Here is a 14,550-nt window from a genome sequence, read left to right as displayed (position 1 = left end):
ATTTTCTGTTTTTTTGAAGAATGTCACTCAAAATACCATAAGCTAACGCAGTCACTAGACAAAATGCCGTAGCGAACCAGAACTAACACTATCGTGTGGTTCTAAAATGCTATGCTATTTCGATTCGAACTTATCGGTCTCAATAAAGTTCAGCACCAGTGACGTTACATAAGGATCACGACGCAACCTATCGTGTTTGATATCTACTTCAATAAAATCTCGCATACCGTCAAGTTTTGTGGATTCCACCGAGACTAGCCCATCGTTGCTTTTGCTGAACATGCCACTGAAAACCGGGTAGCTTTGCGTACCTGCTATGACACCAAAATCGTAGTTTGGGTTTGGCAAACTATTTGGGAATGAATTAGGACTGGTTGTTAGCGATTCAGCGGTGCCACCCACTAGAGATAACATCCAAGTATCCGAGAAGAAATCTGCAACATCACTACCATGGTTGGGAGTACCAACAAACACCACTTTTCCCATCTCCGATGAGTCGACAAAATCGGGATGCTGTGCCAAGTACGAGCGGATCACTAATCCGCCTAATGAATGCCCAACAAAATGGATTTTTGACTGATTAGTGACAAGGTTTTTTGAGTGATTAAATTCGTCAATACATCGAGAGAGCTCCTTGGCACTCTCGGCAAGCGTATTTTCAATAGGCTGGCGAAGCGTTGGGTAATCCACGACACAGACTTGATAACCTTGCTTGGCAATACTTTTTGACATGTTTTGCATCGACCAAGCGCTTCTCGCTAAACCGTGCACTACAACAACTTGATCTAAGTGGTGTGCATTTAGCTCACTATCGACGTTTTCTATCTCCGGCTTACTGCAACCTACTAAAGCAAGAGCCGTCAATATTGCCATACTGACTTTCCACTTCATTCTATGCCTCCTAACGTCGATACCACCCCCAGAATATCAAAGTGGTTTAACCACTTCTACACTATCTCTGTAAGACTTTCATTCCAAATCTAAGTAAATTTACAAAAAAACGAAAATCACAGTACCGCCGAGTTTTTAATCGGTCATTCAATGCGCTGGAGTGTGAAAGCTAGCAATTTAAAACTTATGCGTTCATTACTAGCCAATTGCAAAGAAATCTTATTATATTCACCGTTTTTATATGTCAATCACTAACAAAATTACTGTGATATTAACCCTCGGTATCATATAGATATATTAGATTACGGACTTATTAGCGAATTTTAAGCCTTAGTCGCTCTTTTCCTATCTAATGCTTAGAAATAGTCTTTCTTTCCCAATATACATTCACCACATCAATATAAAACCTGTTTGATATGCATTCCAAACTTTCTAAGGTGTTGAAGAGTGCACTCATTTAATTCCAATTTGATCCGCCTATTAGATGTTGCGACCTGAGCTCGTAACAGGCGTAAATAACAAAGGAATATATTATGAGAACAAGATTAAATTACCCTGCAATGATTATCCCCGCATTGATGTTTGGGATGCTGCTGAATACCTCACTGACCTTCGCCAATGTCGATTCTGATGGCGATGGTGTCCCCGACCTTGAAGATATTTATCCTTGGGACGACACCAAGTCTGCCTTACCTGTTCACCGATTACCTTCCATTGTGGAGGCGGAAGATTATGACCTTGGTGGACAAGGTATCGCCTACTTCGACAAAGAACCAGAGAACCGAGGGGGAAAACAATTCCGTAACGATGGTGTAGACTTCTCTACTCACAATGATGGGCAGGTACACGTTGGCTGGTTTGCACGCGACGAATGGATGAACTACACAGTACAAGTCGAAGAGGATGCCTTCTACGAATTCTCTGCTTGGTTAGGTTCTACTGCCGACAAAACCAAACATGTAGAACTGCGCAAGGGTACAGAAGTGTTGTTCCAGATTCCATTCCTTTCCTCCACCCAGATTACTCGCGAATTTGAGCAAACCTCACCTCAGACCATTTGGTTAACGAAAGGGAAACATACGTTCACGCTAGCAGCAGTAGAAGGTTCAATCCGTATCGATCGTTTGCAGTTTGACTTATCGCCCCTTTCCAAAGACTCTGATAATGACGGCGTCATCGATGCCGAAGATGCCTTTCCCTATGACCCTACCGAGTCTGTCGACACGGACAGCGATGGCATTGGAAATAACAAGGACACCGACGATGATGGAGATGGTGTTGCCGATATAGACGACGATTATCCGCTTGACCCAGAAAGGTGGAAAAATGAGGTAACCATTATCTCCCCAGATAGCTGCAATGGTTTAGAGAACCAAGCACTACTATGCAATGTGTTAGCAAACGACCTAGATCCTGAAGGTGATGAACTAACCATCGTCATCGCATCTGAACCAAACTATGGAACGGTTAGCGTTGTCGAAGGGCAAATATTGTATCAACCAAATGCTGACTTTGTGGGCCTAGATGGCTTCTTCTACCAAGTGGAAGACGGATTTAACCAATCACAACCAGCTTGGGTCGACATTCAAATTGACCGAACCACGACAATCGAAAATCCAGCCACCATATACACTGCTGGTTGGGAAAATGGTCTAACAGACTCCGGCTTACCTGGGGAACTCACCCCCTCTTTTTCTAGTAGTTACGACTCACTTACCAAAACACCCGCCAGCTATCACTATTATGAGGTAGCGCAAGTAGATTGGGCTCGCACAGGTAATCATGTGATGAAGTTTTACGGCGAGCCACCAGCTTATCGAAGCGAAACAGCCTTTATGGATGGCCGCTATCAGTATGCACCGGGCGATGAGTTCTATTTTAGTGCCAGTATTCGCCCCGATGCATCTTGGCAGACCATCACTAAGTACTCCATTATCTTGGCGCAGTGGAAGTCATTCAGCTCTGGTCCTCACGCAGCAGTACGTCTAAGCAATGATGGGCTTTTCAAACTCAGCTTCCACGCACCTAACTATCCGGTGATCGATTTAGGCGTTGCACCACAAGATCAATGGACTGATATTCGTATCTACTTTAAAAAGTCTTTGGCCGACGATGGGCAAGTAAAAGTCTGGGTCAATGGTGAGCTGAAGCTAGACCGAAAAGGTAAAAACATGCTGATTGGCAATAATGGCTACACCAAGATCGGAATGTATACCGAAATTCGCAGTCCAAGGACAATCTATTTCGACAACGTTTCTGTCTCCAAAGCCATCAATAGACAGTTGGATGCTTGGGGACGCTCCCCCGTGGATGGTATCTATAATGACAGTGACGACGACGGTAAAAGTAATGGCTTAGATCCGTATCCATTTGATCCAGAACGTTAGCCTTTGTCACTCTTGCAGCGACGGTGTGAGAACCGTCGCTGAGCTAACCCAAAACACTGCTATCTATTCAAGAATCTAGCCACATACCAACAGTCGGCTTCAATCTGGTAGCCTTGCTCTCTAGCCCAAGCAAGACCGTGATCGACTAACTGTTTTGCAGAGCCCTTTCCACGCTGTGATTCTGGCACAAAGGTGTGGGTAAAATTAACCGTATTACCCGAAAGCTTGTAATCCAATACCGAGTCTTGCCCGTTCGAAGAAAGTACAAATCTTTGTCTATCCAGTTGATGTTCAATCATGATATTTCGTGCCCTAGCTGCGCTAAATACTGTTTCATAAACGCCACTCTACTGATTGCTTCCTGTTTACCCGCGTCGGTTTTCATTGTATCTGCAATGGAAAATAGCTTGATGTAAAAATGGTCAATAGTGAACTTAGCGTCGTCGGGAGAGCGCTCGAGGCAAAAAGGATCGTCAATATGATACAAAGTTCGACCTAGACTGGTCGCAACCTGAATACAACGCGTAACACCAATAGCACCTAATGCATCTAATCGGTCGGCATCTTGTACTACTCGCGCTTCGACAGAGTCGGTTGAGATATTGGCAGAAAAACTGTGCGCGACAATCGCATGGTGAATAGCGTCAATATGCTGCGCTGGGTAACCTATCGTTCTCAAAAACTGACACGCTTTATGTGCAGCGATAGTTGAACTGCTTGAACGTTCTGGATGATCCTTAGGATAGGTGAAGCAATCGTGCAGATAGGCCGCAGGAATAACCACATCCAGATTAGCGTTTTCTGTCACTGATAAGCGTTTAGCACAATTAACGACACGCAGTACATGGTTAAGATCATGCGCCGCATCAGTGCTCATTTCTGCTTGAATAAAATCCAGAAACTGAGGAATCCATTTCTCATTAAACACGGATAGTACCTTTTATAAGCGTAATCGCTTGACCACTGAGCTCAATACGGTCTTGTTTCAACATCATGCCAACGTAGCCTCCGCGCTCAGAATCTTGGTAGCCGATAAGCGAACACTTGTTGAGCTTATCGGCCCAATAAGGAGCTAATGCGCAATAAGCAGATCCCGTAACAGGATCTTCGTTGACTCCAACCCATGGAGCAAAATAACGAGCGATGAAATCCACATCACTACGCTCCGACTTAGCCGTTACCGCCATGGCTCGACCTTCACATTGGATAAGAGCGTGGAAATTTGGAGTTAGATGATGCAGGCGTTCTTCACTTTTCATCACCAGTAAGTCTTTACCACCTTCGAACTCACCCCAGGACTCGATATCCTCTTCTTTCAGACCCAGAGCCTCCAATTTCGCAAGCGACATTTCAGCCTCATTGGCAGGGTAAAGTGGAAAATCTAAGGAAATACGTTCACCAACTTTCTGCGCATGAAGCTCCCCAGAAAGCGTATGAAAACTGCATTTTCCATCTTTTTCTAATAGCCCTATCTCATCTAGTACATTAACAGTAGCCAGTGTGCCATGGCCACAAAGCGCGACTTCCACTTGTGGCGTAAACCAACGCAAGCGGTTATCGGATAGTGTCAGAAAAGCGGTTTCTGAAATCGCCATTTCCTTGGCAATAGACAGCATTAATGAGGCGGGTAACGATTCTTGAGTAATACACACACCAGCAGGATTCCCCGTAAAGGGCTCACTGGTAAATGCATTTACTTGATAGATATCTAACTGCATGACAACTCCTTATGGACCGTTACTACTTTAAAGGATAGATAAAATAATCGCGAGCGGAGTTTAATTGTTATGGGTGGTGATCTCGTCTGTTATCAATTCGTAATTAACAAAAAGAGTCGAAAAGTGGTTAATATGCACCGAAAAGCCCGCCTACCGAGTAAAATCTGCATTTGTTGTGAAAGGCCTTTCACCTGGCGAAAAAAGTGGCAACGCTGTTGGGAACAAGTTCGATATTGCTCAAAGCGATGCGCAAGTAAGGCGCGCGGAACTAAGAAAACGCCAGAACATTAACATCGTCACCAGCCAATATCACTGCCATCGTAAGCAATGAATCGGCCGTTGTCTTCTGGACGAAGATTTTCCAAAACATGGAACAGTAAACCTGCAGTTTTTTCTGGCGCGAATAGCTGTTTTTCAGGAACGTTTGCTTGAAAAGGCAAAGAAAGTTCGGTATCCGTTGTTCCTGGATGTAAAGCTATCGTGCAAGAACGTTTCATTAAGCGCCCCCATTCAATACTTATGTTCTTAAGCGCCATATTCAACGCGGCTTTTGAGCATCGATAGCTGTACCAGCCACCTAACTCATTATCGTCAATGCTACCCACTCTTGCGGAGATGGTGGCAAAGCGGGGTGCATCCGAGCGTCTGAGAAAAGGTAAAACGTGCTTTGCTAACAGCAAAGTAGGCATTGTATTGACTTGAATACTGGTCATCAGGTTGTTCGAGGTAACTGCCTTTAAATTCTTTTCGGGAGTTTGCTCATTTATCGACAAGGCACCAACACAATTGATGACCCAATCTAGATGGTCAACCTCGACATTGAGTGACATCGTTAGCGAGCCATAATCATTTTCTGCGGTGACATCCAAAGCATACCAGCGCAATCGCGCATGCTGCACTCTAAGCTGAGCACTGCGATAAGTAGCAAAGACATTGGCATTGGTGTGAGTCAGAATATGCTGGCTTAACGCACTCCCTATCCCTCCGGAAGCGCCAACGATCAAAACATTCAATGGCTGCATCTCCACCTCACAGGCGTTCTATTCGAGCTATGTTTGCTTCGGCCGTTGTAAGATGTTCATCTTGTACTTCGGGAGCCAACCTGTCCCAAGTCCGATAAATCATCGCCGTACGGGGGTTCTTATTCAACCACTCACGATGCTTATGCATAAACCGCCAGTAGAAGCCGTTAAAGGGACAAGCTTGTCGGCCTGAACGCTCTTTGACGTTATAAAAACACCCACTACAATAATCACTCATTTTGTTGATATAGCCACCACTGGAACCATAAGGCTTGGTCGCAATAAGTCCTCCATCTGCGTATAAAGCCATACCTCGGGTATTGGGCATTTCTACCCACTCAATCGCATCAACATAAATACCAAGATACCATTGCTCTACTTGGTCGGGGTCCAGCTCTGTGAGCAACGCGAAATTACCAGTCACCATTAAACGCTGAATATGATGAGCGTAAGCGAAATCAAGAGACTGAGTGATGGCTCGCTTCATACAACTCATCTTTGTCTCGCCGTTCCAAAAATATTGAGGTAGCGCCCTAGAGGCTCTTAACGCATTGGTCGTCGAGTAGTCTGGCATATTGCTCCAATACATGCCTCGAATATACTCACGCCAACCGAGAATCTGTCGGACAAAACCCTCAATCTGTGCAAGCGTGATCTGCCCATCAGAGTGAGCATACTGCTCAATGGCTGCATACAGCACCTCTAAAGGGGAAAGCATCTTACAGTTAAGCGAGAAAGAAAGGCGGCTATGGTACAGACTCCACTGACTCTCATGCTGTTCCGTCATCGCATCTTGAAAATGACCAAAATTGGGCAAACAGACTTGGCAAAAGTGTGCGAGTAGAGTGAGAGATTGAGAACGGTTGATAGGCCAAATGAGCTGATCACCAATTCGTCCTATCGAGCTTAGCTTGTGACGCTCTATCCGCGCAACGGTCTCTTTCGTCGGTGACGCAAACAGCAACGGTGTGGGTAGCGCTTCTATGTCGGATTTTTTCAGTTTGTTGCGGTTATTGGCATCATAACTCCACTTACCGCCAAGCGGTTTGGTTTCACTTTCCATCAACATGCCATGTTTCTTGCGCATCTTGCGATAAAAGTGGTCCATGACTAGTGCTTTCCCCCTAACGAAATAGGTTTCTAATTCTGAAAAAGGCATTAAAAAGTGTTCAGACTCCACCACGGTGACCGAAAATTGTGGGTGAGAAAAGTGGGACAACTGGTCAAGCAGACGATATTCGTCTGGCCTTTGATACTCAAAACTAACGATGTTGTGTTGCTCACCGACTGAGACAATCAGCTCCGTTAAAGAGTCAAAGCCACAAGTGTCATCTAAAGTGAGATAGTGAACGTGATGCCCTTGCTGCGTTAAGCTTTGCGCGAAACTTTCCATCGATAGGAAGAACGCCACTTGCTTCTGAATATGATGCGTCACATATTCAGATTCTTGCTTTAGTTCGGCGATTAGATACAGGACGTCATTGTCCAGTTGAGAGAACCATGAATGTTGGCTATCCAATTGGTCACCTAAGACGAGTCTCAGCGTTTTGTATCCCATTTTCACTCCTATCAGTCCTGAATTGGCCAATCCGCCATATCCACCGCGTTCAAACGAGAATTAGGCCGGTCACCTTTCCACTTACGGATGAAAACACTTTCAGGATCATAGAGTTGGGTCTGTTTATCTAGATCAAACTTTCTATTCCCTCTTGGGTCAGCACCTACTCCCGCCAAATATTGCCAATTTCCCCAGTTCGACCCGACATCATAATCAATAAGCATGTGCTGGAAATAACATGCACCATAGCGCCAATCGAGTGACAGCTCGTGCACCAAACAGCTCGCGACCAACTGCCTCCCTCGGTTAGACATGTAGCCTGTCTCACGGAGTTGGTTCATACAAGCATTCACAATAGGAAACGGCGTGTTACCCTCGACCCACTGACGTAATCTTGAAGCATAAAAAGTGGTTAGGGGGCGCTTGTCTTGTATCCCACCAAACGAAAAAAGCTTGGCGCCATGTTTATGACTGTACCAATGAAAGTACTCGCGCCAGAGTAGTTCAAACAGAATCCAGTAGGTGGACTCGTTACTCCTATGCTTTTGCTCGAAACGGTGTAATTGATTCACCACTGCTCTGGGCGACACATTACCATTGGCTAACCAGAGAGAAAATTTGGTCGAGCTGCTCCAGTTATCGAGTTCGTTGCGTGTGGATTTGTAACTAAGCGCTGCCTGAGTAGCAAAGTAGTCTCGCACGTGCCCCAAACCAGCTAGTTCACCTCCACGAACGCTGTCATGGAGCTTCAGAGAAGAAGGTTCGCACCCATAGTTGGCAGGGAGGCCATCTCGATTATTCATTGGAGGAGGGAGCTGGGTCGTGGTTTGAGATGGGGACGGCACTACAATGCTTTCCATTTTATTCTTAAAACGAGTGAAAGAGTGTGGCAAGTCTTCTAAGTCAAAAGGCAGTAACGTTTGGTGAAATAAGGACTCGGTATCATCACGATGCAAGACGATATCGGTGCGCTTGAAGAGCGCTTTAGTCACCACATAATCAATGTACCAGCTTGCACTGTTCGCTACATACAGGTCAGTAATCGAATAATAGTCGAACATCTGTTCTAACTGGCTCACGGCCTCATCAAGGCTGGTGACTGAAACTTGATGTAGTACTTGCCCGAGTTGCATCAGAGATTGGTTCAGCTCACCCAGCGCCTGCATCTTGAACTCTCGCTTCGCTGAATCGTCTATCTCTACTGGCAGAAAGCGTCTGTCATACATGGTTTTCAGCTCATCAAAGTAAACGCAATGCAGTCTGTCGACCTGCTCACTGGCCTTTTGCAATAACTTATTATCATGCAACCGGAGATCATGGTGGAACCAATAAATTCCTCTTCTTTTTGACATACCATTTCCCAACGTCGTCTTTACCCTGACATCTGATACGCAGCAACACCCTTGATAGCTTAGAAGAGAGTTGGTCATTCTGTGATTCCATCACGTAGAAACTTTGTTGACGCTATAAACAACACCTCAAGGAGGGCTTTGGGATGTCATTGAAAAAAAACCTCGATAAACTCGCTCCTCACTTTGAAGCTGGAGGCAAATACCAAACTTTCTATCCACTTTATGAGGCAGTCGCCACGTTGTTTTACACGCCCGGGCACGTCACTCGAGGACAGACACATCTGCGGGACAGTATTGACCTCAAACGCATCATGATAATGGTGTGGATCGCTGTATTCCCCGCTATGTTCTGGGGAATGTTTAATATTGGCAACCAGACTGTCGCAGCGCTGTCGGTCACCTATTCCCCAGAAGAGATCAATCAAATGATCGCCGAAAGCTGGCGTCTTTCTTTGGCATTCAGCTCTGCCAACGACCTAACTGAAGTGGGTTGGGCTAGTAAAATGTTGTTTGGAGCCAGCTACTTCTTACCGGTCTACCTCACCGTATTTATTGTGGGCGGCTTTTGGGAAGTCCTGTTTGCTATCGTCCGTAAGCACGAAGTCAACGAAGGATTTTTTGTTAGCTCCATCTTGTTTGCTCTCATCCTCCCGCCAACTATCCCGCTTTGGCAAGCAGCATTAGGGATAACCTTTGGTATTGTGGTCGCTAAGGAGGTTTTCGGCGGTACAGGGCGCAATTTTCTAAATCCAGCTCTCGCTGGACGAGCATTTCTTTACTTCGCCTACCCTGCTCAAATGTCTGGAGGGGCCGTATGGGTCGCCGCAGATGGTTATTCGGGTGCTACACCGCTAAGCCAATGGTATGAAGGCGGAGAGAGTGCCCTATATAGTACCCTGACCGGACAGTCACTGACGTGGTGGGATGCGTTCTTTGGCAATTTACCTGGGTCTATGGGAGAAGTATCAACGTTACTGATTATGTTGGCGGGTATTTTCTTGATAGCAATCGGAATTGCCTCTTGGCGAATCGTGCTAGGAGTCTTAATTGGCCTCACAGTAACCGCCACTTTACTGAATATTATTGGATCGGAATCTAACCCTATGTTTTCGATGCCTGTTTATTGGCATTTCGTCATTGGTGGTGTCGCTTTTGGTACCTTCTTTATGGCAACTGACCCGGTGTCCGCTGCTTTTACCGATACAGGGAAATGGGCATATGGTTTACTGATCGGAGTTATGACTATCGGTATCAGAGTACTCAACCCAGCCTATCCCGAAGGTATTATGCTCGCCATTTTATTTGCTAATTTATTCGCACCGCTATTCGACCACTTCGTGAAAGAGGCTGTAGTTAGACGGCGAGAGAGACGCATTAATACTTCGGCGCTATAAATTTACACAACCAATAAATAATGGCGTTAATTTTAATGCATTTTATAAATAGCGCCATTATTGAACCAAAATCACGTTAATATTTGAGTCCGTTTTCAAAAACTGAACTTTCTAAAGTGACAAACTACTGAACTCGTTGGATAATTAAAAATAATCGGACCAGAAGAGTCTGACTTCAAATTAAGTGCAAGCCTCGCCAATCAGAATGAGCCAAGGACAATAGTTAGATCATGAAAAAGAACGATTTTCAGAAATCGGCGGCTAATTTAAAAAAAGCAGTACCATTGATGGTAAAACACCACGTTCCCGCGACGCCTGCCAATTATGCACTTTGGTATACTTACGTCGATCAGACCATTCCAGAACTGAACGCTGAAGTTGACGCTATTCTCAAAGATTTCGACATTTTACCGCCAGCAAACACCAATCTACTTTATCGCGACCATATTGCCGGCAAAGCCGAAGTCAATTTGCAAGATCTCAAGCACAATATGGAAGCCCTCGTTACTGAAGTCTCGAGTTCAATGACGGACGCCATCGCCGATACATCACAGTTCTCCAAAGTGCTTGAGCAGAGTTTTGACGGATTAAGCACGCAAATAGAATCACAGCGCGATCCGACACTTGATGAGGTAATGCCTTTGATTCAACAGTTGGTTGACGAAGCAAACGACATTCGCCATTCAACCGACTTTATTCATAATCAATTAAAAAACGCTAGTGATGAGATAGCACGCCTAAAATCACAGTTGGCTAAGGTTCAATGCAATGCGTTATTCGATAGTTTGACGTCATTGTATAACCGCGGAGCGTTTGACGCCGATCTCAACATGTTCTGCGATGCTAAGCAGCCAATGAGCCTCATCTTTTTGGATATTGACCACTTTAAAAAATTCAATGACGAATTCGGGCACCTCTTTGGTGATACGATCTTAAAAGGCATTTCACAACGTCTAAAACAAGCTTGTCGAGGTGGGATAACTGCCTACCGTTTTGGCGGAGAGGAATTTGCATTGATCATTCCTAATAAGTCCTTAAGAGTGGCAAGACAAATGGCGGATGCACTGCGCCTAGCCATTGAAAAAATGACGATTAAAGATCGAAAAAATGGTTCAAAGGTCGGCAATATTACCGCTTCCTTTGGTGTCGCTGAATTTACAGCGGGTGATACCTACACCTCACTGGTCGATCGTGCAGATAAGATGCTCTATGATGCCAAACGAGCAGGCCGCAACCGAGTTATGCCTTTTTAACAACTCAGGAAAAACCATAGTCGTAAATTAGAATAACAAGGGCAGCTAATTCACTCTCTGCCCTTGTTATTACTTCAGGATAAATACTGTTCTATATCTACTTCATCAATCTGTTCAGGGTTTAAGAACTCCATGGCAAATGTTTGATAAACCCCAGACGTCAAGAATAGCTTAAATAACTCTGCATCCAGGTGTTGGTCTTTGACCATGAAAGACATGATCTTAATCGACTCTGATAACGTCTTGGGTTCTTTATAAGGTCTATCCGCACTGGTCAACGCTTCAAAGACATCGGCTAACGCCATCACTCTGGCAGTAAGAGGCATTGCATCGGCTTTGAGCCCCATAGGGTATCCAGTTCCATCCACTTTTTCATGATGACCGCCAGCTATAGCAGGAACATTGCGCATTCCTTTCGGGAACGGCAGGCTCTCCAACATTTTAATGGTTTCAACGATATGATTGTTAATCACATAACGCTCCTCATCGTTTAACGTGCCTTTGCGAATGGATAAGTTATACAGCTCTCCCAAGTTATTCTGATACATCGGTTTTTTAAGCGTAAATCGAGTCGAAGGCTCTGCTTCAACTGCCCATGGAATGGCGTGATAAGGTTGATCGGCCAATACCGATTCACTTTCACCAAGTTTTGTTTCAGCTTGCTCATAACGTCGACGCTCTTCCCACGACAAGCCTTGGCCTTCATCAATAGTTTTAGTCCATTGCCTCTGAGCTATAGAATGAAGACGTGTCACCGCATCATCCGTCATAAACTCACCGCCTACATTCGTAGCGGCAATAAAGGCAAAATCGTCATCAATACGCTTCCATTTAGCGTCAAGCTCTTGTTGTAATTCAAACGATAATGGTTCACCTAGGGCCCGCTGTAATATCAAGATATGTGCATCACGTTTAAGCACCTCGAATCGTGTTCTTATTTCGTGAATGCGGTTATAGATTGTCTCTAGCTTCACTGCTTTATCAACCACATGTTCTGGCGTCGTCACCTTGCCACAGTCATGTAGCCAAGCTGCAAGTTGTAACTCTTGCCACTCTTCAGATGACAGCTTAAAGTCTTTAAATGGCTCAGCTTCAGACTGCTCGGCGGCTTTGGTCAACATTTCTGTTAGTACTGGAACACGTTGACAGTGATTGCCCGTGTATGGAGATTTAGTATCAATGGCTCCCGCCATCACCTCAATAAACGAGTTAAGCAACGCTTTTTGATTAGCAAGAATTTGCTGAGACTCAATGGCAACAGAAGCATATTCACTTAATGATTCAATAAATGGCAAACGTGTGGTCGACAACGTATCAAGCTGTTCGCTCTCTATAATCAAACCGAAGCCACCTAACACCTGACCACCTCTATCTAACAATGGTAGAAACAAGAATACGTCCTGAGTTCCTATTTGCGGAATAGCACGCTTGATGTCCTGATGTTCGACCGCTAACGCTTTTGGTCGAACGCCATTTAAAGATTCGAATAAATACGCTACATCTGGATTCTTTGCATCAAGTGGTGACAGTTGAGAGAGATCAAACTTATCATCCGTTTTTGAAACCACACTGTGCGGAATCAACACGTTGTCATCATCACTTAGATACAACAAAGCACGCTTCGCACTGGTCGCATCTAGTGCTCCGTTGGCCACCAAACCCAACAAAGGTTTCAACTCGTCTTGCCTTGCAATAGCATTGGTCAATAGCAAGAACCTAGACAACGTCTGCTGCATACCAAACAGGGCTTGAGATAAGTCATGAATCTCTTTGATATGTGACTTTTGCGGTGTCTTTTTAGAAAAGTCAAAACTCTCAATTTTCTGTGCCCGTAGTGTTGCCCTTCGAATCGGTGCAGAAACGCGCTGTGCTGCAATATACACAAAAGGGAGAGCAATCAATAAGACGAGCAGTGAGGTCAGAATCGATCGCTTGGCGATAACTTGAGACTTATCCAACAACTCTGTGGATTTCACCACCATCATCAAATACAAGTCGTGACCTGAGTTGTTGACCGACTTGGTGACTTTACCTATCCATTTTTCACCGTCGACATAAAACTCATGTACGGTATCTACCGTATTGCCAAATAACAGCACGGCTTCGTGAACAACCGGGTTATCAATATCTTCAATAAGAATGGTGGCACTATCCAAGGCGTCTTCTTGAATGATTACTTGTTTCGGGTTGCTGTAGGCATACAAGCGCCCACTTTCATCATAGAGCACCCTAAATGAAGACTTACGGCTAATGGTCTCAGCCAACACCTCAGAAATTTGATCCAAAGTGATATCAGCGGCCACCACCACACCACTCTCGGAGCGTCTTGATACCGTGATACCAATCTTCCCCAGTTTTTGAAAATAGTAGGGGGCCGACATGGCTACAGATTCGCGATTGGCTATTTCAAACCACTCTCGATCTCTTAAGTCGACTTGGTATTTTTCCTGAGAGGTGAAATTAACTAAATCGTGTGCTTCATTGTATTCGTATCTGTGTAAAAGTTGCTGTTCAGCATAGTAACTAAACACCACGTAACGTGCTTCAGGAGAAACCTCTAAGCCTTTTTGGATCTTACGGTCAAATACTCGATAAACACTGAAATGGTCACCATTAGGTAGTGTTAACGTATAGGAAAAAATAGAAGGGCTAGCGGATAATAAATAACTGATTTCGGGGACGTAGCTCAGACGTTCTTCATGTGTCGACAAACGACTCAACTGCCCTTTGGAAAACGCTGTAACGGTTGAAAATGCAGGACTATAATGGTGAAGCAAATTGGCTCTCGCTTCACCAGATATTCGATCAAATAGATGGTCATTGGCGTCAACCAGTACTTTATTTAAGCTTGAATACGTAAGCCATAACTGCACACCACACACCAACATCACAATGATGATAAACAAACTCGAAATGTGTATGTGCAGCGGGTAACGGAACCAACTTTTGCCCGTCTTCTTGAAATCCATTTCACG

At 44.7% G+C, this 14,550-nt stretch carries 12 protein-coding genes; 4 read left to right on the top strand and 8 right to left on the bottom strand.

Annotated elements, in window-relative coordinates; translation table 11 throughout:
- Positions 1 to 114 precede the first annotated feature (114 nt).
- Positions 115 to 891, bottom strand: a complete 777-nt coding sequence (locus tag AWH66_RS10965) for an alpha/beta fold hydrolase (protein WP_063602998.1) — start codon at positions 889 to 891, stop codon at positions 115 to 117.
- A gap of 533 nt (positions 892 to 1,424) precedes the next feature.
- Between AWH66_RS10965 and AWH66_RS10960 the strand changes: the two genes are divergently transcribed.
- Complete coding sequence (locus tag AWH66_RS10960) at positions 1,425 to 3,278, top strand: heparin lyase I family protein (RefSeq protein WP_063602997.1); 1,854 nt, start codon at positions 1,425 to 1,427, stop codon at positions 3,276 to 3,278.
- A 59-nt stretch (positions 3,279 to 3,337) separates the two neighbouring features.
- Here AWH66_RS10960 and AWH66_RS10955 read toward each other — a convergent pair whose 3' ends face one another.
- Genes AWH66_RS10955 through AWH66_RS10945 form a run of 3 tightly spaced genes read right to left on the bottom strand, consistent with a single transcriptional unit; the run spans position 3,338 to position 4,996 of the window.
- Positions 3,338 to 3,577, bottom strand: coding sequence for a GNAT family N-acetyltransferase (locus AWH66_RS10955; protein ID WP_063602996.1), 240 nt, complete (start codon positions 3,575 to 3,577; stop codon positions 3,338 to 3,340).
- Positions 3,574 to 4,155 carry an HD domain-containing protein gene (locus AWH66_RS10950; protein WP_063603693.1) on the bottom strand — a complete coding sequence of 194 codons (582 nt, stop codon included), beginning with the start codon at positions 4,153 to 4,155 and terminating at the stop codon, positions 3,574 to 3,576. Before AWH66_RS10950 ends, AWH66_RS10955 begins: the two co-directional genes overlap by 4 nt.
- Positions 4,156 to 4,198: 43 nt before the next feature.
- A complete protein-coding gene (locus AWH66_RS10945; protein ID WP_063602995.1) occupies positions 4,199 to 4,996 on the bottom strand; it encodes a PhzF family phenazine biosynthesis protein in 798 nt (265 codons plus the stop codon).
- 132 nt (positions 4,997 to 5,128) lie between these two features.
- Here AWH66_RS10945 and AWH66_RS25415 point away from each other — a divergent pair, with 132 nt between their 5' ends.
- Positions 5,129 to 5,287 (top strand): DUF2256 domain-containing protein, encoded by a 159-nt coding sequence (locus AWH66_RS25415; protein ID WP_083400021.1) that lies wholly within the window; start codon positions 5,129 to 5,131, stop codon positions 5,285 to 5,287.
- Between the two features lie 5 nt (positions 5,288 to 5,292).
- Here the strand turns inward: AWH66_RS25415 and AWH66_RS10940 are convergent, their stop codons facing one another.
- Genes AWH66_RS10940 through AWH66_RS10930 form a run of 3 tightly spaced genes read right to left on the bottom strand, consistent with a single transcriptional unit; the run spans position 5,293 to position 8,928 of the window.
- Complete coding sequence (locus AWH66_RS10940; RefSeq protein WP_063603692.1) at positions 5,293 to 6,009, bottom strand: SDR family NAD(P)-dependent oxidoreductase; 717 nt, start codon at positions 6,007 to 6,009, stop codon at positions 5,293 to 5,295.
- Between the two features lie 16 nt (positions 6,010 to 6,025).
- A complete protein-coding gene (locus tag AWH66_RS10935; protein ID WP_063602994.1) occupies positions 6,026 to 7,576 on the bottom strand; it encodes a cryptochrome/photolyase family protein in 1,551 nt (516 codons plus the stop codon).
- A gap of 11 nt (positions 7,577 to 7,587) precedes the next feature.
- Positions 7,588 to 8,928 (bottom strand): DASH family cryptochrome, encoded by a 1,341-nt coding sequence (locus tag AWH66_RS10930; protein ID WP_063602993.1) that lies wholly within the window; start codon positions 8,926 to 8,928, stop codon positions 7,588 to 7,590.
- A gap of 143 nt (positions 8,929 to 9,071) precedes the next feature.
- Here AWH66_RS10930 and AWH66_RS10925 point away from each other — a divergent pair, with 143 nt between their 5' ends.
- Both AWH66_RS10925 and AWH66_RS10920 read left to right on the top strand, forming a co-directional pair.
- A complete protein-coding gene (locus AWH66_RS10925; RefSeq protein ID WP_063602992.1) occupies positions 9,072 to 10,322 on the top strand; it encodes an NADH:ubiquinone reductase (Na(+)-transporting) subunit B in 1,251 nt (416 codons plus the stop codon).
- 230 nt (positions 10,323 to 10,552) lie between these two features.
- Positions 10,553 to 11,575 (top strand): GGDEF domain-containing protein, encoded by a 1,023-nt coding sequence (locus AWH66_RS10920; protein WP_063602991.1) that lies wholly within the window; start codon positions 10,553 to 10,555, stop codon positions 11,573 to 11,575.
- Positions 11,576 to 11,649: 74 nt separating this feature from the next.
- Here AWH66_RS10920 and AWH66_RS10915 read toward each other — a convergent pair whose 3' ends face one another.
- Positions 11,650 to 14,544, bottom strand: a complete 2,895-nt coding sequence (locus AWH66_RS10915; RefSeq protein ID WP_063602990.1) for an HD domain-containing phosphohydrolase — start codon at positions 14,542 to 14,544, stop codon at positions 11,650 to 11,652.
- Between the last annotated feature and the right edge of the window lie 6 nt (positions 14,545 to 14,550).

The sequence above is a fragment of the Vibrio barjaei genome (genome assembly GCF_001639065.2).
Classification (GTDB): domain Bacteria; phylum Pseudomonadota; class Gammaproteobacteria; order Enterobacterales; family Vibrionaceae; genus Vibrio; species Vibrio barjaei.
This window is presented reverse-complemented; position numbering and strand designations above follow the sequence as displayed.

Excerpts from the sequence above, each read along its gene's own strand:
- AWH66_RS10965 (WP_063602998.1), bottom strand. The coding sequence starts at position 891 with ATGAAGTGGAAAGTCAGTATGGCAATATTGACGGCTCTTGCTTTAGTA.
- AWH66_RS10960 (WP_063602997.1), top strand. The coding sequence starts at position 1,425 with ATGAGAACAAGATTAAATTACCCTGCAATGATTATCCCCGCATTGATG.
- AWH66_RS10955 (WP_063602996.1), bottom strand. The coding sequence starts at position 3,577 with ATGATTGAACATCAACTGGATAGACAAAGATTTGTACTTTCTTCGAAC.
- AWH66_RS10950 (WP_063603693.1), bottom strand. The coding sequence starts at position 4,155 with ATGAGCACTGATGCGGCGCATGATCTTAACCATGTACTGCGTGTCGTT.
- AWH66_RS10945 (WP_063602995.1), bottom strand. The coding sequence starts at position 4,996 with ATGCAGTTAGATATCTATCAAGTAAATGCATTTACCAGTGAGCCCTTT.
- AWH66_RS25415 (WP_083400021.1), top strand. The coding sequence starts at position 5,129 with ATGCACCGAAAAGCCCGCCTACCGAGTAAAATCTGCATTTGTTGTGAA.
- AWH66_RS10935 (WP_063602994.1), bottom strand. The coding sequence starts at position 7,576 with ATGGGATACAAAACGCTGAGACTCGTCTTAGGTGACCAATTGGATAGC.
- AWH66_RS10930 (WP_063602993.1), bottom strand. The coding sequence starts at position 8,928 with ATGTCAAAAAGAAGAGGAATTTATTGGTTCCACCATGATCTCCGGTTG.
- AWH66_RS10925 (WP_063602992.1), top strand. The coding sequence starts at position 9,072 with ATGTCATTGAAAAAAAACCTCGATAAACTCGCTCCTCACTTTGAAGCT.
- AWH66_RS10920 (WP_063602991.1), top strand. The coding sequence starts at position 10,553 with ATGAAAAAGAACGATTTTCAGAAATCGGCGGCTAATTTAAAAAAAGCA.
- AWH66_RS10915 (WP_063602990.1), bottom strand. The coding sequence starts at position 14,544 with ATGGATTTCAAGAAGACGGGCAAAAGTTGGTTCCGTTACCCGCTGCAC.